This is a genomic window from Flavobacterium aquidurense, assembly GCF_001404985.1.
GTDB lineage: Bacteria > Bacteroidota > Bacteroidia > Flavobacteriales > Flavobacteriaceae > Flavobacterium > Flavobacterium aquidurense_B.
In genome coordinates this window covers 277,074-298,205 of record NZ_JRLF01000010.1, presented here as the reverse complement: position 1 = coordinate 298,205, position 21,132 = coordinate 277,074, and the positions used below count along the sequence as shown (strand labels likewise).

The following is a 21,132-nucleotide window of genomic DNA, read 5'->3' as shown; positions in this document are numbered from 1 at the left end:
TCTAAAATCTAAAATCAGAAATCTAAAATGAAAGAACTAGTAAACAAATTAAAAGGAGATAGGGTAATATGGTCATTCGTGGCTTTATTGGCGTTGTTTTCGTTTATGCCTGTTTTTAGTGCGAGTAGTAATTTGGCTTACATAGGTCACGGAACCGGAAATACACTGGGATATTTGGTAAAACATTTAGCTCACGTTTGTATTGGTTTCCTGATTATTTATTGGGTACACAGAGTACCATATCATTATTTCAGGGCGATTTCGAAAATTGCTTTGCCTGTTGTGTGGTTTTTATTGCTTTACACATTGCTAAAAGGTACTGTAATTGCAGGAGCAAATGCAAGTCGATGGATTCAGGTGCCATTTATAGGTATTACGTTTCAAACTTCGACTTTGGCTGCCAGCATATTATTTATATATGTTGCACGTTATTTGTCAAAAACCAGAGAAGAAAATGAGCCTTTTCAAACGTCGTTAATACAGCTTTGGCTACCTGTTTTTATAACATTGGTACTTATTTTACCGGCTAACTTTTCGACTACAGCGTTGATTTTTTCTATGGTAATTATGTTGACTTTTATTGGCAGATATCCGCTAAAATATATCGGTTTTATCATTGGTTCAGGAATCGGAATGCTGTTGTTTTTTCTTTTAGTGGCAAAAGCTTTTCCGGATTCAAGATTCTTTAGCAGGGTATCTACATGGGAAAGCCGTATTTCGAACTTTACCACAGACAAGCCTGATGAAGATGATTATCAAATTGAAAAAGCAAAAATTGCAATTGCGTCAGGAAAATTAGGAGGATTAGGACCTGGAAAAAGTGTTCAGAAGAATTTTTTACCACAATCATCTTCAGATTTTATTTATGCAATTATTGTCGAAGAATATGGTTTAGTTGGTGGAGTTTCTATATTGATTTTATATCTGTTGCTGTTATTTAGATTTGTAATTGCATCACATAAAGCCAATACTTTATTTGGGAAATTAGTCGTCGTCGGGCTTGGTTTTCCTATGATATTTCAGGCGATGATTAATATGGCAGTTGCAGTAGAATTATTGCCGGTAACAGGACAAACATTGCCATTGATTAGTAGTGGAGGTAGTTCGATCTGGATGACGTGTTTCTCTCTTGGAATTATCATTAGCGTGACCAAAAAAGAAGAAGAAATTGCCGAAGAACAAGAAGAAAAAGAAAGACGAAAAGAAGCGCTTCAACGATTAATTGATAAAGAACTGGGACAAGAAGATTTAGTTTATAACGAAAAAGAACCGGTTTATGAAGAAGAAGGAATGTATTCGATAGAAGATAATTCCAGAAATCCAATGAATGCGGTTTTAAATAAATAAGATTAAAAGAATAATTTTTAAAGCGAATAACTTTTTAAAATATGACAAATTATAAATTCATACTAAGTGGTGGCGGAACAGGAGGACATATTTATCCTGCAATTGCTATTGCTAATGAATTAAAAACACAATTTCCTGATGCTGAGTTTCTTTTTGTAGGGGCGCAGGACAAAATGGAAATGCAAAAAGTGCCTCAGGCCGGTTATGAAATAAAAGGGCTCTGGATTGCGGGTTTACAAAGAAAATTAACGTTGCAAAATTTGATGTTTCCGCTAAAATTGGCAACAAGTTTGCTAGAGTCAAGGCGAATCATCAGACAGTTTAAACCAAATGTGGTAATAGGAACTGGTGGTTTTGCGAGCGGACCTTTGTTGCAGGCTGCAGGAGGAGCAGGAATTCCGACAGTGATTCAGGAACAAAATTCATTTCCCGGGATTACCAATAAATTATTGAGTAAAAAAGCCAATGCAATTTGTGTGGCGTATGAAAATTTAGAGCGATTTTTTCCAAAAAATAAAATCATTCTAACAGGAAATCCGGTTCGCCAGGATTTAATTGATATTGAAAGTAAACGTGATGAAGCAATTACCTTTTATGGATTAGATCCTAATAAAAAAACATTGTTGGTTTTAGGCGGAAGTTTAGGGGCAAGAAGAGTGAATCAGTTAATTGAGAAAGAATTGCATAATATGCTTTCACAAGATGTTCAGGTGATCTGGCAATGTGGAAAATTATATTTTGAAGATTATAAAAAACATAATCAACAACATGTACGAGTAGTTGATTTTATCGAAAGAATGGATTTTGTATATGCGGCGGCAGATGTGATTATTTCACGCGCAGGAGCGTCATCAGTATCAGAATTATGTATTGTGGGGAAACCGGTAATTTTTATTCCGTCACCAAATGTAGCCGAAGACCATCAAACAAAAAATGCTCAGGCAATTGTTGATGCTAAAGGAGCAATTTTGCTGAAAGAATTAGAATTAGACAGTCAGTTTAGTATTGTTTTTGAAGCTTTGCTGAAAGATCAGGGAAAACAAAAACAGTTAAGTGATAATATCAAAAAACTGGCAATGCCAAACGCTACAAAAGTTATTGTAGATCAGATTAAAAAGTTGTTATAATGTAACTTTTTATGAAAATTATAGAACAAAATTAAAAATTTAGAACGCTATTTTTAAGCGTTTTGAGTTATTAAAGTAATAAAATTACAAAGGCTTAAGTACTAGTTTTTTATAAAATAAAACAACTTGTAAATAGCTCAAAATTAAATAGAAATGAATTTAAATCAGATACAGAACGTTTATTTTATTGGCATTGGAGGCATCGGAATGAGTGCTCTGGCCCGCTATTTTAAAAATATCGGGAAACAGGTTTCAGGTTACGATAAAACGCCATCAATGTTGACTACTGAGTTAATTGAAAGCGGTATTGATATTCATTTTGAAGATAATATTAATCTAATTCCTTCTGATTATTTTGTAGAAAATACATTAGTGATTTTTACACCTGCAGTGCCTGCTACACATTCTGAATGGCATTATTTTATCGAAAGAAATTACGAAATTAAAAAACGTGCCGAAGTTTTAGGAATTATTACCAAAGACACTTTTAGTTTTGCTGTTGCCGGAACACATGGAAAAACAACAACGTCAAGTATTTTGGGCCATATTTTATATGAAAGTGGGGCTGATGTTACTGCTTTTGTGGGTGGAATAGTAGAGAATTACAACTCTAATTTAATAGGAAATGGTAAGACTGTAACCGTTGTAGAAGCAGATGAATTCGATCGTTCGTTTTTGTATTTACATCCTAATATTGCCTGCATAACCTCAATGGATGCAGATCATCTTGATATTTACGGAACAAGTGAGGCAATCGAAGCTTCGTTTGTGGAGTTTGCTTCGAAAGTAGAAGATAAAAACAATCTGTTTATAACAAAAGAATTGCCTCTTGAAGGAGTGCAATGTGCTATAAATGAAGATGCTGTATATAAGGCTTTCAATGTTCGTATTGAGAACGGAAGTTATGTTTTTGATGTGCAGACGCCATCAGAAATAATGAAAGATTTACATTTTGGATTGCCTGGAAAACACAATTTAATGAATGGATTAATGGCAATTGCAATGGCAAAAACGTTTGGTACGCCGACTGATTTGATTGCAAAAGCTATTGCATCATTCAACGGAATCAGAAGACGTTTTTCGTATCAGATCAAATCAGATAAATTAGTTTATATAGATGATTATGCACATCATCCAACGGAAATAAATGCGGTACATCAGGCTGTTAGGGAATTGTATCCGGATCGTAAAGTTTTGGCGATTTTCCAGCCCCATTTATTTAGCAGAACGAGAGATTTTGCTGACGGATTTGCCGAAAGTTTATCTCAGTTTGATGAAGTATTTTTAATGGATATTTATCCGGCACGCGAATTACCGATGGAAGGGATTACATCAGATTGGCTGTTGGGAAAAATGACAAATTTGAACAAAAAAATTGTTACAAAAAATGATTTATTAGCGGAGATCAAAGCCAGTGATGCGCCAATAATTGTAACAATAGGAGCTGGTGATATTGGAGAAATGGTGCCGTCAATCAAAAAAATGCTAAATGAAAATATTTAATTGGACAAATATTCGATTAGTACTCATTTTAGGGCTTGTTCTTTTTTTATATTCTTTTGCCCAGCATCGAAATGGGGATCGAAAATTAAAGAAATCGATGGTTGTTTTTGTAGGAGAAAATACGCTTTTTGTAAAGCCGGAAACGGTTAATAAATTGTTGATAGAAAATAAAAGAGACGCTTCCAGTATCCGAAAAGATGAGTTAGATTTGAATAAGATTGAGAAAACCCTTGATACGCAAGAGATGATTGAAAAGTCAGATGTTTTTGTAAGTATCGATGGTGTTCTAAAAGCGGTAGTAAAACAGAAGACACCAATAGCGAGAGTTTATGATGGTGTTACCTCTTTTTATATTGACTATGAGGGAAATAAAATGCCTTTATCAGACAATCATACCGCTCGGGTTCCTCTTGTTTCCGGGGCAATTAATGAAAAAAATAACGAAGATTTAGCTACTTTATTTCGCACAATTTATGACGATGCGTTTTTGAAAAAAAACATCATTGCAATACAAATTATGCCTAATGGTAGCTTAAAAATGTTTAATAGAAATTATAATTACTTCATTGATTTTGGCAGAACGATGAATGTTGATAAGAAATTTAATAACTACAAGGCCTTTTTTCAAAAAGCGGTTTTAGATAGTTCGTTATATAAATATAGTAAGATTGACCTTAGGTTTACGGAACAAGTAGTTTGCACAAAATAATAGAAAATGGAAAAAGATAACATTGCAGTAGGTCTAGATATTGGAACGACAAAGATAGTTGCCATGATCGGCAAGAAGAATGAGTATGGAAAGTTGGAAATTTTGGGTATTGGAAAATCCAAAAGTTTAGGAGTTGCGAGAGGAGTTGTAAACAACATCACGCAAACTATCCAGTCCATTCAGCAAGCAATACTTGAAGCAGAAAACAATTCAGGTTATAAAATAAAGGATGTTGTTGTGGGTATTGCCGGGCAGCACATCAGAAGTATTCAGCATACAGATTACATCAGCCGTAACAATCCGGAAGAAGTAATTGGCGAAAAAGATATTCAGCTTTTGATTGACCAGGTAAATAAACTGGCCATGTTACCCGGAGAAGAAATTATTCATGTTTTGCCACAGGAATTTAAAATCGATGGGCAATCTGAAATTAAAGAACCTATCGGGATGTACGGCGGAAGATTAGAGTCTAGTTTTCACGTAGTGGTTGGTCAGGCATCGTCTATCAGAAATGTTGGAAGATGTATTCAGAGTTCAGGAATCGAATTGTCAGGTTTAACATTAGAACCATTGGCTTCTGCAGATGCAGTTTTAAGTCAGGAAGAAAAAGAAGCGGGTGTAGCTTTGATTGATATTGGTGGGGGAACAACAGATTTAGCCATTTTTAAAGATGGTATCATTCGTCATACTGCAGTGATTCCGTTTGGAGGAAATGTTATTACAGATGATATTAAAGAAGGTTGTTCGATTATCGAAAAACAAGCAGAGCTTTTAAAAATAAAATTCGGATCAGCCTGGCCGGGAGAAAATAAAGACAACGAGATTGTTTCTATTCCGGGGTTAAGAGGAAGAGAGCCCAAAGAGATTTCGCTTAAAAACTTATCTAAAATTATCCATGCACGTGTGGTGGAAATCGTAGAGCAGGTTTTTGCAGAAATTAAAGCATATGGACACGAAGATCCGCGCAAAAAATTAATCGCAGGAATTGTTCTTACAGGTGGTGGCGCTCAACTAAAACATATTAAACAATTAGTAGAGTACATTACAGGTATGGATACCAGAATTGGATATCCAAATGAGCATTTAGCAGGAAATTCGAGCGAAGAAATTTCTAGTCCGTTATTTGCAACCGCAGTTGGTTTGGTAATGAACAGCATTGAAAATAGCACACAAAGTGCCGTTAGAATGGAGTTGGTAAACGAACAGCCAAAAGTGGTGTACAGAAATGTGCCTGCACAGCCACAAATAAGACACGTACACGAAGTTGAAGAAAACTACGTTGAAAGAGTAGAAACATTTGAGCAGCCAAGAGAAGTTAGAAATAATGTAGCTGTAAAAGATGAATCTACTGAAACTAAAATTAGAAGATCATTTTTTGATAGATATGTCGACAAAATCAAAGATTTTTTAGACAACGCAGAATAGAGTAATAAGAGAAAAGGAATTACTTTTTGCCCCAAGTCAAGAAGTAAAAAATGTATTAAATAAGAATTTCAAAAACCAAAAAGATGATGAGCAACTCAGAATTTGGAAGTATTTCATTTGATTTACCAAAAAACCAATCAAATGTTATCAAAGTAATAGGTGTAGGTGGAGGTGGTAGTAATGCTATCAACCATATGTTTAAGCAAGGTATTAAAGGCGTTGATTTCATCGTTTGTAATACTGATTCACAAGCACTACAAAACAGTTCGGTACCTAATAAAATTCAATTAGGTATGAATCTGACAGAAGGTCTTGGAGCAGGAGCAAATCCTGATGTAGGACAGCAATCTGCTATTGAAAGTATCGCTGATATCGAAAAAATGTTAGACCGTGGTACTAAGATGGTATTTATTACCGCTGGTATGGGTGGTGGTACTGGTACTGGTGCAGCTCCGGTAATTGCACAATTGGCCAAAGAAAGAGAAATCCTTACTGTTGGTATCGTTACTATTCCTTTTCAGTTCGAAGGGAAAGTACGTCAGGAACAAGCACTTTTAGGAATCGAAAAATTGCGTAAGCAAGTCGATTCACTAATTGTAATTAATAATAATAAGTTAAGAGAAGTATACGGAAATCTTGGTTTTAAAGCAGGATTCTCGAAAGCAGATGAAGTTTTGGCAACAGCCTCAAGAGGTATTGCTGAAGTAATTACGCACCATTATACTCAAAATATCGATTTACGTGATGCTAAAACTGTTTTATCAAACAGTGGAACAGCTATCATGGGATCTTCTGTTGCTGAAGGTGAAAACAGAGCAAAAGATGCTATCGTTTCAGCATTGGACTCTCCGTTGTTAAACGACAACAAAATTACAGGAGCCAAAAACGTATTGTTGCTTATCGTTTCTGGATCAAACGAAATTACATTGGATGAGATTGGAGAAATCAATGATCACATTCAGGTAGAAGCAGGTCATAATGCTAATATTATCATGGGAGTTGGTGAAGACGAAACTCTTGGTGATGCTATTGCCGTGACTATTATTGCAACAGGTTTTGATGTTGAACAACAAAATGAAATTGTAAATACAGAACCTAAAAAAATCATTCACACGTTAGAAGATGAGCAAAGAAGTGTTCATAATTTATCGAATAAATCAGTGACTTCTTTTGATGTAAATGCAGAAACACCTACTGCAAAATCTGAAGAGAAAATTGTTTTTGATTTAATGGATGATGAAGATACGGAAATGCCGTTTACAGCTACGCATGTTGCTCCAGTTGAAGTTGCTCCAATTGAAGTTGCACCAGTTACTGTTAATCCATCAGCGAATATTGCAAGCAATCCATCAATGAATGTTACAGGGAATCCGTCAGCGAATGTTGCAGGAAATCCGCAAATGAATAAGGAAGAATTAGTGGTTATGTCTGAGTTTATTAAAAATCTTGATGTAACTTTCGAAATTGTTTCGCCTATTACAGATATTGATTTTACTATTACAACTCCGGAAATGCAAACTTTCCAGGAAATAAAACCAATTCAGCAAGTTCAACAAAGAACTTTCGAAAGAGAAGAACAAACGACTTTCTCATTTGATTTGCCTCTTTTTAGATCAGAACCTGAAGTAAAGAAAGAACCGGTTGCAGAACAGGAAAATAAAATTTTGTTCGAATTATCAAATGAAACCCGTAATATTAAAGTAAATGATCCGGTTCAGTTTGTACCGGTTACAGAAATTTCGGATAAAGGAATTATCAAATATTCTTTAGAAGAGTATATGGAGGTTGAGAATGAGTTAGTAACATCAAAACCAGTGGATAAGGTGGTAGAAGAAGTAATTCCTGCGGAATTAAATATCACCATGAAGCAAAAAGTTGATTTTGCAAGTGAAGCTCATTTTACAACAACTTCAGAGGTTTCTCCAATGGAATTAACAATCGAGGAAACTTTACGTTTAAGAGCTGAAGAAAGAAGAAAGAAACTAAAAGAATTTAATTATAAATTCCATAATAATGTTTCCAGAATTGATGAACTTGAAAAAGAGCCTGCTTACAAAAGATTAGGTATTGATTTATCAAACTCACAATCAAACAATAACAATTCGAGAATATCAGTTGGAACAGATAGTAACAACGATTTGCAATTGCGTTCAAACAATTCATTTTTGCACGACAATGTAGATTAATTTTATAATCCTAATAAAAAAAGATAGCCCGAAAATTGGATTTAATTTTCGGGTTATTTTTTTTATCTTCGCACAGAATTTAAAATTTGACTTCTTTAATGTACTTTTTAAGTTAATCTTATTATAAGTGAGAAGTCGAGAATGAACTTTTAATATTGATATCAATTATAGGTATTACCTATTTAAATAAAAAACTAAGATGAGTTTACAAGCATTAATCATGGACGAGATTAAAACCGCCATGAGAGCAAAAGATACAGTAGCGTTAGAAGCGTTAAGAGCCATTAAATCTGAAATGTTATTAGCTGCAACTGCATCAGGTTCTAAAGAAGAATTATCAGAAGACGAAGAAATTAAATTACTTCAAAGACTGGTTAAAACCCGTAAGGAAAGTGCTCGTATTTTTACAGAACAAAACCGTCCTGATCTGGCTGAGCCTGAATTAGCACAAATTGCTGTAATCGAAAAATTTCTGCCTGCACAATTAAGTGAAGAAGAAGTAGAAGCTGTAATTGCAAAGATTATTGCTGAAACAGGAGCTTCAGGAATTGCTTCAATGGGTAAAGTTATGGGATTAGCTTCTGCACAATTAGGAGGAACAGCTGAAGGAAAAACAATTTCTACAATTGTTAAGAAATTATTGGTTTAAAAAATTGAGATTTTGGAATTCAGATTCAATCTAAAATCTGAATTCTAAAATCAAAATCTATAATAAAATGACCGCGTAGTTCAACTGGATAGAATATCAGATTTCGGCTCTGAGGGTTGGGGGTTCGAACCCCTCCGCGGTCACAAAAAAGCAGGCAAAGTACACATGTATTTTGCCTGCTTTTTTATTTCATTAAATTAAGATTATCTCCTGTTTTTAATTATCAATAGTAATATTGAATTTCTAATTCGACCTATTCAATTTCTAATACTACATATACAATCAAATTGTAACTTAATAAAGCATTTTTTGATACTCAAATCGAAATGTTTTTATAAGGCTTCATTTTCTTCTTTGTTACTATGAAATTTTCTTCAATATTTTAGTAAGAAATACCCCGATATGTCCAACTTAAAACTTTTGGAGGTAAAAATAAGTCATAATAACGGCAATATTTGAACAAGTAAATAGTGCTAACCGCTATGCCTGGTTGGGTTTGTTGAAATTTAGCCGTAATAATTTTGCAATCAGCATATTATACTTATTGTCTCACTTTTTATTATAAAAAATAATTAAGAATAAAATGACTATTTGAGAATTGACAATTCATGATCTGTTTTTAAATAAAATTCTCTTAAAAAGTTTGGTTTTTAATCAATCAGCCTTCAAACACATTAACAATATCCTTAAGTCAGAAAAATTGAAATAAGCTATAAAAAATGCTCGCTTCTTAAAGTTTTTTTTTCTAAAATTCATAATTGAACTGGTAATGAATGTTTCGGGGTGCTTTTAATGAAATGTATTATATGTAAAGAAATGAGATGATAAAGTTTAAAAAGCATAGGGTTAGTGAAAATTAGGAAATGAATTTAAAAATTTAAAAGAATGAGTTAAAAAAGAAAACCGGATGGAGAGAAAAATCAGGAAAAAATTGAGAAAAAATGAAAACAAAATGAATAGAATAAAAATGAAAATGAACAAAAATTTACTTATTGTATTGACCTTTCTATTATTTAATATAATAGGGTACGGGCAAAATACTTGGTTAGGAGGTACTCAGGCATGGGATTTAGCTACAAATTGGAGCTATGGCGCAAGACCATTACCAGAGGATGATGTATTAATTCCGAATGTGCCTATTCAACCAATAATAACTTCAAGCGTAAGATGTAATTCTATCAAACTATCAAATTCAGTTTCAGGTGGAGTTATTTCTTTAACTATAAACGGAGTTGGTCTTCTTACGGTAAATTCAATAGAAATGATGGCTATCGGAAGAAGTAGTTTATATATTGGTACAGGAAAAATAATAGTAAGAGACAATATTGTAATGCATGGCACAAGCCTTCAAAATGATATAACTTTTACTGGAGCAGGAAGTTTAACTATCGGGGGCAAAATTAGTGGAGGTAAATTAGTTGCCGGCTCGGGATCAGTAAATTATAACGGAGAAACATTAACTCAGGAAGTTGGTGACTACACATATAATGATTTAACGCTTTCAGGTAGTGGGACAAAAATAATTGAATCTAATACTACAGTAACAGATATACTTTCGATGGAAGGTACGGCAACAACGTCTGCACCGCCAAAGTATGGTCCAGGAGCAACATTACAATATAGTAGTACTCAATCACACGCAGCTGGTCCTGAATGGTTATCATTATTCGATGCCGCAGGAGGAATCATAATTGTTGGTCCAGGACCTGTAACTATTACAGCAGTTAATAAAGTTCTAGGAGACGACATACCGCTTACAATATCTGATGGAGCATCATTAGTAATTTCAGGGCAATCTAATTTTTCTTTGGGAGGTGATTTTATGAACGATGGATCATTAGTATCTGATGGATTGGTTTATATCAGTGGTGACGCTTTGGCTCAGAGTATTGATGGTTTTACATCAAAAGCAATTGTTTTTTCTAAAAATGCAGGTACAGCTACCTTTACCCATAATATGATTTCAGAGAAATTAGAAATTAATGGTTCAGGGACTCTTAATCTGGGGAATGGCACGCGAAGTCTGACTCATACGTTTACAGATTGGATTAGAACTCAGGGAACATTAAATGGCGGAACAAGTCTTTTTAAAATTTCAGGAAATGTTATTGGAACTGGAGGGACATTTATCCCAGGTACCGGTACTGTAGACTTTAATGGACAAGCTCAAAATTTAGGAGCAGGATCAATAACCTATAATAATTTATCCCTCTCAGGAGCAGGAACTAAGACCTTTGGAGCAAAAACTACAATCAACGAAACTTTTTCTATATTGGATGGAGTGGTTGCTGATCTTACGGCTAATTTAATGCATACTGCCAAAAGTATAAAACTGGGTGCTGCAGCTGGATCTGGCGGGTCATGGGGAAGCTCAGTTTCAAATGCAGTTAATAAAAACAACATTTTTTTTGCTTCAAATAATGGTATTGTAAATGTTGGACCAACAATAGTAATAGGTACTGAAAACTTAGCGGCATTCAGCACTACTTATGGTACTCCATCAGCAACAAAAAGCTTTACTATATCAGGAACAGATATGCTGGCAGGAATTGTAGTTACGGCTCCTGCAGGATTTGAAGTAAGTACAAATGAAACTACTTTTACAAATACAATTAATATCGGAAATACAGGAACTATTGCGTCTACAAACGTTTTTGTGAGACTAAAAGAAACAGCTCCGGCAGGAGAATATTCAGGAAATATACTTCTAACAAGTACTAGTACAGCTAATGTAAATATATCAATAGCGACAAGTACTGTAAATAAAGCATTATTGACTATCACAGCTGATAATATATCTAAAATGTACGGAGACGTGAATCCATCTTTAACTTTTAAATATAGTGGATTTAAAAATGATGATACAGAATCTGATTTAGAAACCCTGCCTATCGTGAGTACTACAGTAGTAACAATGAGTCCTGTAGGTTATTATGATATCGACTTTAGTAAGGCTAAAAGCGATAATTATGAATTTGATTATGTTTTAGGTCTCTTTGAAGTAAAAGCGTATAGTAATGCAGGTTTGATTGATTTGGCTATTAGTGAAGGGATTTTAAGTCCTGCTTTTTCAGAGGCAGAACTAAATTATGTAACGACTGTACCTAATGACATTACCAGTGTAAAATTAACACCAGTTACCGAAAATCTTTATGGAAAAGTAGAAATAAATGGAGTAGAGGTTGCCAGCGAAACTGCTTCTGGGGAAATTCCGCTACAAATTGGAGAAAATACAATTACTACAATAGTAACAGCTCAGGATGGAACGATTAATACTTATACTGTAATTGTTACAAGAGAACCTTCTTCTAATGCAGGTTTGACAGATTTAGCTCTTAGCGAAGGAACTTTAAGCCCTGCTTTTACAGAAGGAAATACAGATTATACAGCTACAGTGCCTAATGATGTTACCAGTATGACTATTACACCAGTTGCTGCTGACACTACAGCAACAATAATAGTAAATGGAGTAGAAGTACCAAGCGGAACTGCTACAGGAGAAATTCCGCTACAAATTGGAGAAAATACGATTACTACAGTAGTAACTGCTCAGGACGGAACTATTAGCACTTATACAGTAATTGTGACAAGAGAGCCTTCTTCTAATTCAGGTTTGATTGATTTAGCTCTTAATGAAGGAACTTTAAGTCCAGCTTTTACAGAAGGAAATAAAGATTATACAGCTATAGTACCTAACAATGTTGCCAGTATGACTATTACACCAGTTGATGCTGATCCTACAGCAACAATAACAGTAAATGGAGTAGAAGTGATAAGCGAAACTGCTTCTGGGGAAATCCCGCTACAAGTTGGTGAAAATACGATTACTACAATAGTAACTGCTCAGGACGGAACTATTAGCACTTATACAGTAATTGTTACAAGAGAACCTTCTTCTAATTCAGGTTTGATTGATTTAGCTCTTAGTGAAGGAACTTTAAGTCCAGCTTTTACAGAAGGAAATACAGATTATACAGCTATAGTACCTAATGATGTTACCAGTATAACTATTACACCAGTTGCAGCTGATGCTACAGCAACAATAACGGTGAATGGAGTAGAAGTACCAAGCGGAACTGCTGCAGGAGAAATCCCGCTACAAGTTGGTGAAAATACAATTACTACAGTAGTAACTGCTCAGGATGGAACCATTAGCATTTATACGGTGATTGTTACAAGAGAAGAGGCTCCAGCTCCTGATAATGCAGGTTTATCTGATATTGTCATTAATGACGGTTCTTTAAGCCCGGCTTTTAATACAGATACAAACGATTATAGAGTAGAAGTACCTTATGAGACCAATTCAATTGTAATTACTCCGGTAACAATTGATCCGACTGCAACGGTTGAAATGATCATTAACGGAATAACTATTAGTGATAATACAGCTCCAATAGATTTAAATGTAGGCGAAAATGTTATCACAGTAATTGTTACAGCTGAGGATGGCACACAAGAAACTTACACTATTGTCGTAAATAGGGCAGATGCTGTACCACAGGCAATTATACCTACAAATATCATTACTCCAAATGGAGATGGTAAGAATGATTTTTGGATAATTTCTGGTATTGATTCATATCCAAACAATTCAGTTAAAGTTTTTGACCGAGCAGCAAGAATAGTGTATTCTAAAAATAGCTATAACAATGATTGGGATGGTTCTTACAATGGAGCACCGCTTACTCAGGATACTTATTACTATCTAATTGATCTTGGAAATGGTCAATCTAAAATTAAAGGGTTCATTACAATTATTAGGGACTAATAATTAGGATAAAAAGAAACAAAGAATAGTAAAAATGGTTAGAGAATAACCAAACAGACATGAGTGTAATGAAAATTAAATCAATGAGAACAATCTATATACAGGTAATTATGTTCCTGATTATATTAGGAACGAATACCGCAAATGCGCAGTTAACGGAATATGAGTCAATGTATTTTCAAAATCAGTATTTAAACAATCCGGCGATGGCCGGAAGAGATGAAGGAATAAAATTGAACATAGGCTACCAAAGACAATGGGATCAGGTACCGGGAAATCCGATACTGATGAATGCCACTATCGAATACAATTCTGGAAACAGGGCCGGACTAGGACTAAATGTTAATAGTGACAAAGCTGGTTTAATCAGTAGAACAAGAATATTGGCAACCTATGCTTATCATCTACCAATAGGACTTGAAGAAAAGCTGAATTTTGGTTTGTCTGCAGGTGCAAAATTTGCTTCTATTGACTACAATAAGATTATAGGAAGTACTGATGATGTTACAGTACAAAATTTTAATAAAGGGGCAGCTTTTGATGGTGACTTGGGAATAGCATATACAAGCAGGCTATTAACTGTTCAGGCATCATTACCTAACCTTAATAGTTTTTTCTATAACACTGATGATGGAGTAAAAAAATATGCAGATCGCTCTACTTTTTATTCAGCAGTAAGTTACAAGATATTATTGTCAAATCTGGATGAAAACTTAAACATTGAGCCATTGATTGCTTATAGAGGTGTTAAAGGATATAAAGATATTTTTGATGCCGGAGCAAGATTTAACCTGCCGGATTATAAGATGAATTTATCAGCATTTTACCATACTAATAAAATTGTTTCTACAGCATTTGGAATCGAAATAGATAAACTGGGGGTTTTCCTGGCCTACTCTAAATATTTTGGAGCATTAGGAGCGTATGCAAATAACACTTTTGAATGCGGACTTAATTATAAAATGTAAAAGAAGAGTTTGTTAAAGTTTAAATAGAAAGCGAAGGAATATACTATATTCCTTCGCTTTTTTTTATAGCTATTTTTAATTGCAATCACAATTGCATTCAATATATCGGATAATACTACTTATATACAAGTTTAAAATTTTGATGCACTTTTTACTTCAATAAATATATAGTTCCTAACAATATTTCTAAAGCTGAAAATAATCATTATTTAGTGTATGTAATTTTTTTGAGATGATCATAATCTTCTTACAAATAAAAATTACATACTATTAATGTTTATTATGTTAATTATCTGACAAAAATAATAATATAACTGTTGTACTACAGTATAATATATGTATTAATATAATTATTTTAAGAATTTATTTGTTAATTTCGATTTTAAATTTTATAATTAATTGTTTTTCAATAAGTTAAGGTGTTTACAGAATTAATTTATAAATATTATTACTTCAATCCTCTCTGTTTCCTATACGCCAACTTCTCCTCATATCAAAGAATTCACTGATTTTTTCATTTTTTAAAACTTATTATTATGAAGCTAAAATTATCTTTGTTACTCGTTTTGATTATTACTTATTCGTGGTCACAGACTACTAAAACATTTTTAACAAGCGGTTCATTTACTGTCCCCCCAGGAGTAACTACGATTTCTGTTCAGGCTTGGGGCGGTGGCGGTTCCGGAGGTGGAGCGGTTGGCGCCGGATTACTTTTTGGACGAGGCGGCGCCGGAGGCGGAGGCGGCGGTTATGCAAGTTCTCCGCTTACAGTTACTCCCGGAACTACTTTAAATGTTATTGTTGCAGGTCAAACTTCAGGAAATTCAGGTGCTAATGGTTCTACAGGATTTAACTCTACTATTTTAGGGTATGAATTTTTGATTTTTGCTGCTGGAGGATCCGGTGGCGGAGCAAACAATGCAGGCGGAACACCAATGGGAGGTGCAGGAGGTATAACTAATTCTACCGGCACTGTTACAATTGCAGGTTTTAATGGTTTTAATGGCAATTCATGGTCACTTTTATCATTATTACTTTCTTCTGGTGCGGGAGGTGCCGGTGCAAACTTTGGAGGTGCCGGAGGTCCGGCTGTTCCAAGTTTAATTTTAGGCAATGCACCCGGAAATGCCGGCTCATCACCAGGTGGAGGCGGAAGCGGGGCAATAAATTCGGCACTGGGAACTGCTCAGGTTGGAGGAGTTGGTGCAGCCGGAAAAGTGATTATCTCCTACACTTGTCCCACTTATAATGTTACAGCAACTACTGCTGCAGATGTTTGTGCTTCTACAGGTACATCATCGGCAATAACATTAGTTTCTAGTGCAGTTTCATTGCCAATAGGTAATTATACAGTTACATATAACAGAAGCAGTCCAAGTGCTACTGCATTAACGGCAAATCTAACAGTTACTACCGCCGGAACCGGAACTTTTACAGCAACAGGATTAAATACTGTAGGTTCTAGTATGGTAACAATTACTAATATCGCTTCAGATACCTGTTCTTCTAATATTACCAGTAATAATACGGTAACTATAAATGTTTCGCCAGCTACTATTGGTGGATCAGTAAGTGGCGGAACGACCATTAATTTAGGAACAACAAGTGCTTTATTGACATTATCAGGTCATAGAGGATCAGTTCTCAAGTGGCAATCTGCTGTAAGTCCGTTTTCTGCTTGGACAGATATTGTGAATTCAAGTACGACTTATATTTCAGAAGCACTAACAGAAACTACTCAATTTAGAGCCGTTGTCCAGAGTGGAAATTGTACAGTTTCAAATTCTGCAGCTACAACTGTTACGGTAAATGCATTACCAACAATAGCATTATCCTCATCTGCACAAACACGCTGTTCAACGAATAATGGTGGTTCATTCTTTACAATATTAGAGTATACGGCAACAACAGGAAGTCCAATAACTTATAGTATTGCCTGGGACTCCTCTCCCGCAAACAGTTTTGTAGCTGTTACTGATGCTGCGTTGACATCCAGTCCAATCGAAATTACTGTTCCTGCGGGAATAATATCTGGTACTTATACCGGAAGATTAACTGTAAAAAACGCAATTGGTGCAGTTAGTACTCCGGCTTCAGCTTTTACCGTAACTGTAAACGAAACTCCATCAATTACCTCATTAGGAATAATTAATGCTGTTTGCATGAGTTTAAGTTCGCAAAACGCTATATTACCCTATTCTGGAGTAACAGGTAACCCTACTAGTTATTATATAGATTGGAACGGCCCGGCCAATGAAGCATTATTGGAAGATCAGCCAAGTACTGAATTTGCTTTTGATGGCTGGGGAGACAATATCAATACCATTGTAATATCTGCAAATGTTCCCACAGGGACTTACAATGGTATAATGTATATTTCTAATGGAATTTGCATTCAGACTCAGTCAGTATCAATAACAATTAATGCACCGCCAACAATAACAGGAGTTACGACAAACGGTAGCTGTTTCGAAGACTTTGATGGTTATACGACATTAAATTATGATGCAGCAACTGGAGATCCAACGACATATAGTATTGCTTGGAATTCATCTCCCGCAAATAATTTTACGCCAGTGACGGATGAACAATTATATAGTTCCCTATCAGTCTTGGTCCCTGCAAATACTCCTGCTGGCACATACAGTGGCACAATAACGGTAAAAAATGCTAATGGGTGTGTTAGCTCAGGCACTCCTTTTACTTTAACTGTACGTCAAATTTCGATTACAACAACAGGAATAATTGATACAATTAATACAAGTGCCAATTCGCAAAATGCCACATTAACTTATGCTGCAACTACTGGTAATCCTATAAATTATTTTATTTTTTGGGATTCTGATACCATTCCTAACCAACCTGTTACTCCATTTACTTTTGCAGCTGGTGGAGGCATTCTAGATACAATTGAGATACCTGCAAATGTTCCAGCAGGAACTTATACAGGCAGAATGTTTATTGGTGATGAAGCAACCTGTACACAACTGCAGTCAATATCTATCATTATCCAAGAATTACCAACTATAACTACGGCAGCAGCAAGCACGACTTGTTTACAAACAGGCAGTACTACACCAGAAACATATGGTGTTTTATCTTATAGTGCAACAACTGGTAGTCCGGTAACATACAGCATTGTTTGGAGTTCATCTCCTGCAAATAGTCTTGTACCAGTTACTGATGAAGTATTATCAGCTAATCCTAAACTAATTTTGATTCCTATAGCATCCGGAACAAATTTAGGAATATATACTGGTACAATAACGGTGAAAGATGCTAACGGAGTTAGTAGTTTAGGATCGAATTTTAATTTGAGAATAGGCAGTATTCCTACGATAGCTACATCCGGCACCATTAATTCAGTTACCACAAGTAGCAGCTCTCAAAATGCGATCTTAACTTATTCATCAACTACGGGTAGTCCTTCAAGTTACTCTATCGATTGGAATTCAACGGCCAATACCGCCTTATTACTAGACCAATCAAGCACTCCATTTGTTTTTAATCCAAGCGGAGGTACTATAGATAGTATTCTGATTCCTGCAAATGTTCCTGCTGGAACGTATTCAGGTGTAATGAATATTGTGAATGATACTTCTTGTAATAAATCCCAAAATGTATCTATAACGATAAATCCGGTAGTAGTAGCACCAAGTATAACTTTAACATCTTCTGCAATAAAATATTGCCTGGATAACTATGACAATGCACATTATAAAGCAGTACCATATAGTGCGACAACAGGAAATCCTGTAACTTATAGTATAGTTTGGGATTCATCACCAACTAATGATTTTACAGCAGTTACAGATGCGGCATTACCGGCTAATGCAATTCAGGTTCTTATTCCGCTTGGGACAGCTTCTGATACTTATACAGGAACATTGACTGTAAAAAATGCAAATGGCGATATAAGTAGTCCTTCAATTTTTACCATAAAAGTAGGCAGGTACTTTACTATTAGCACATCAGGAACAATTGCTTCAGTTGCAACAAGCACAAATTCGCAAAATGCTACATTGTCCTATTCTGCGGTCGAAGGTAATATCTCAAATTATAATATTGATTGGGACGCTACAGCAAATGCGGCTTTATTGACAGATCAAGGTGATACTCCATTTACTTCAGTATCAAGTGGCGGTACTATAAATACAATTCAGATACCGGCAAATGTACCTGCAGGAACTTATAATGGTACAATGTATCTTTTTGATGGTACTTGTGGTGTAGTTCAATCCGTATCTATAGTGATTAATGGTTTATTGCCAACTATAGCATTGGCATCTTCAACAGATATATGTTTGAATAATACTACTGAAGAACAGTATGCAAAATTAGATTATAAAGGAACTACAGGAAATCCAACAACTTATAGTATAGTTTGGAGTTCATCTCCCGGAAACAATTTGATAGTTGTTACTGATGCAATATTACCAGCTAGTCCAATCAGTATTGCGGTTCCCAACGATACATTGGGAGGAACTTATACAGGAACGCTGACTGTTAAAGACGCAAATGGTGTAAATAGTTTAGGAAAAACTTTTAATTTAAATGTAGGAGTAGCTCCTTCAATTACGATTTTTGCACCAATTAGATCAGTTTGTTCAAGCACGAGTTTTCAAAACGCAACATTAGAATACTCAGAAATTACAGGTAATCCTACAAGTTATTATATTGATTGGGATGAAACTGCAAATGCAGCTTTATTACAAGATCAATCTATTACATCTTATGAATTTGAAGGAATAGGTGGGCTTATAGAATCTATTGAGATATCAGCTAATGTTCCAGGAGGATCTTATTCAGGCACAATGTATCTTGTAGAAGGAGCTTGCACAGGATCTGTGCCAGTATCTATAGAAATTAATTCAACCCCGGCAGCACCAATTATTGGGGAAATTATGCCAGTAACTGATGAAAGCAGGTCAACTGTTAGTGTAAGCGGATTACCTCGTCGTACGGAGTGGACAATATTAATTAGTCCGAGTTTACAAACCAGAACCGGATTCGGAGATTCTGTACTCATTTATGATATTCCGGTAGGTACATCTACTCTTACAGTAAGTAATTTTGAATCAACTTGTGCTTCAGAGCCTTCAGCAAGTTTTGTAATTGTAGATGAAAGGTCATCTTCAAGAGGAGTTGAAGCAGCAGAAGTTTCAGATGATTATACTACTTCAGTAACGGCTTTTAATCAGGTGATTAATATCGAAACCATAAATCAAACTATCAATGAGGTATTGGTTTATGATGTATCCGGTAATTTGCTTTACAATAAAGATAAAGTATCAGATTCTAAATTAATTATTAACAGTCTAAGATCCAGTAATCAGGTTTTAGTAGTCAAAGTAGTTTTGAATAATAACCGTGTCGCAACTAAAAAGGTGATTTATTAAAAATTATAATACCAAAATTTAAAACCACTTGTCGAAAAGCAAGTGGTTTTTTATTTAAATTTTTTATAGAAAATACTGCCTTATAATAACTTTTGGAGTTCCAATTCGGCAATAATTTGTTTCTTCATAATTGTATTAACATAGTCTTTAGCTTCTGCATATGAGATATTGTACTTACGTGAAATATCTTGTAAATGAGAAGGAAATCCAACCAGTAATCTATCATAATAAAGATCCAATTCACTTTCGTTGGGCATTTCGAATTGCAGTCGTATTTGAAATCTTCTCAATAAAGCTGTGTCAATTGTATGATAATGATTTGTAGCACAAATAAGCAGGCAGTTTGTTGGTAAATAATCAATCAACTGAATAATGGTATTAACCAAACGTCTCATTTCGCCCACATCTTTATCCTCACTGTCACGGCTTTTTCCAATTTGGTCAAATTCATCCAGAAATAATACGGCATTTTCCCTAATGGCTTTGTCGAATATGGCTTTTACATTTTTTGAGGTTTCACCAATTCGGGCATTAATTAAAGTGCTTAAGTTTATGATTACGACATTTTTATTCAATGCAGTTGCAATCGCTTTTGCCGTTGTTGTTTTACCACATCCTGAATGACCGTGAAGTAATATTTTATGATCTACTTTAAGATTGTATTTTTTTAATTCTTCAAGATATTGATGCTCTTTTATAGTCTGCGTCAAAGCTGCCTTATTTTCTTCACTAAAAAGTAAATCATCTAAAACTATTTTTTCAGTATCGTTTACGGTAAGTTCGTATAGATTCATTTCAATTTTTATTTAATGCAAAATTATAACATATCAAGACTAAACCTGTAATCCAGTCTTTGGTATTTACAATAGTCCAGTTTTTTAATTTAAAATTATAAACAGACCAGTAATTTATAATAAATGAAAAAACTGGATTATAAGCTTTCTGTTGAACCTAAGTATCTTCGTTCTAATAATACATCAATGTATTGATATAATTATTGGTAAAAAAACTTCTTTAAAGTAATTGTACCAGACAGGTAATAATAATCTAA

At 34.7% G+C, this 21,132-nt stretch carries 11 protein-coding genes and 1 tRNA gene; 11 read left to right on the top strand and 1 reads right to left on the bottom strand.

Annotated features, from left to right (window positions below; all coding sequences use genetic code 11):
• The first annotated feature begins 27 nt into the window (after positions 1-27).
• The 11 genes from RC62_RS09710 to RC62_RS09660 all read left to right on the top strand — a co-directional run bounded on the left by RC62_RS09710 (position 28) and on the right by RC62_RS09660 (position 20,081).
• Positions 28-1,347: an FtsW/RodA/SpoVE family cell cycle protein gene (locus RC62_RS09710; RefSeq protein WP_055094957.1), complete on the top strand. Its 1,320-nt coding sequence runs from the start codon at positions 28-30 to the stop codon at positions 1,345-1,347.
• A gap of 41 nt (positions 1,348-1,388) precedes the next feature.
• Positions 1,389-2,474: an undecaprenyldiphospho-muramoylpentapeptide beta-N-acetylglucosaminyltransferase gene (murG, locus tag RC62_RS09705; protein WP_055094955.1), complete on the top strand. Its 1,086-nt coding sequence runs from the start codon at positions 1,389-1,391 to the stop codon at positions 2,472-2,474.
• 153 nt (positions 2,475-2,627) lie between these two features.
• Positions 2,628-3,977 carry a UDP-N-acetylmuramate--L-alanine ligase gene (gene murC, locus RC62_RS09700; RefSeq protein WP_055094953.1) on the top strand — a complete coding sequence of 450 codons (1,350 nt, stop codon included), beginning with the start codon at positions 2,628-2,630 and terminating at the stop codon, positions 3,975-3,977.
• Positions 3,964-4,686: a cell division protein FtsQ/DivIB gene (locus tag RC62_RS09695; RefSeq protein ID WP_055094952.1), complete on the top strand. Its 723-nt coding sequence runs from the start codon at positions 3,964-3,966 to the stop codon at positions 4,684-4,686. Before murC ends, RC62_RS09695 begins: the two co-directional genes overlap by 14 nt.
• 6 nt (positions 4,687-4,692) lie before the next feature.
• Complete coding sequence (gene ftsA / locus RC62_RS09690) at positions 4,693-6,111, top strand: cell division protein FtsA (RefSeq protein ID WP_055094950.1); 1,419 nt, start codon at positions 4,693-4,695, stop codon at positions 6,109-6,111.
• A gap of 83 nt (positions 6,112-6,194) precedes the next feature.
• Positions 6,195-8,297, top strand: coding sequence for a cell division protein FtsZ (gene ftsZ / locus RC62_RS09685; RefSeq protein WP_055094947.1), 2,103 nt, complete (start codon positions 6,195-6,197; stop codon positions 8,295-8,297).
• A 199-nt stretch (positions 8,298-8,496) separates the two neighbouring features.
• Positions 8,497-8,946, top strand: a complete 450-nt coding sequence (locus RC62_RS09680) for a GatB/YqeY domain-containing protein (protein WP_055094945.1) — start codon at positions 8,497-8,499, stop codon at positions 8,944-8,946.
• A 69-nt stretch (positions 8,947-9,015) separates the two neighbouring features.
• A tRNA-Arg gene (locus tag RC62_RS09675) sits at positions 9,016-9,089 on the top strand.
• Between the two features lie 809 nt (positions 9,090-9,898).
• A complete protein-coding gene (locus RC62_RS09670; RefSeq protein ID WP_167343853.1) occupies positions 9,899-13,714 on the top strand; it encodes a cadherin-like beta sandwich domain-containing protein in 3,816 nt (1,271 codons plus the stop codon).
• Positions 13,715-13,797: 83 nt separating this feature from the next.
• Complete coding sequence (locus RC62_RS09665; protein WP_167343852.1) at positions 13,798-14,682, top strand: PorP/SprF family type IX secretion system membrane protein; 885 nt, start codon at positions 13,798-13,800, stop codon at positions 14,680-14,682.
• 536 nt (positions 14,683-15,218) lie between these two features.
• Positions 15,219-20,081 carry a beta strand repeat-containing protein gene (locus RC62_RS09660; RefSeq protein ID WP_055094939.1) on the top strand — a complete coding sequence of 1,621 codons (4,863 nt, stop codon included), beginning with the start codon at positions 15,219-15,221 and terminating at the stop codon, positions 20,079-20,081.
• An 80-nt stretch (positions 20,082-20,161) separates the two neighbouring features.
• On the opposite strand, the gene RC62_RS09655 is transcribed toward RC62_RS09660, so the two are convergent.
• Positions 20,162-20,875 (bottom strand): AAA family ATPase, encoded by a 714-nt coding sequence (locus RC62_RS09655; protein ID WP_055094937.1) that lies wholly within the window; start codon positions 20,873-20,875, stop codon positions 20,162-20,164.
• Positions 20,876-21,132: the final 257 nt, after the last annotated feature.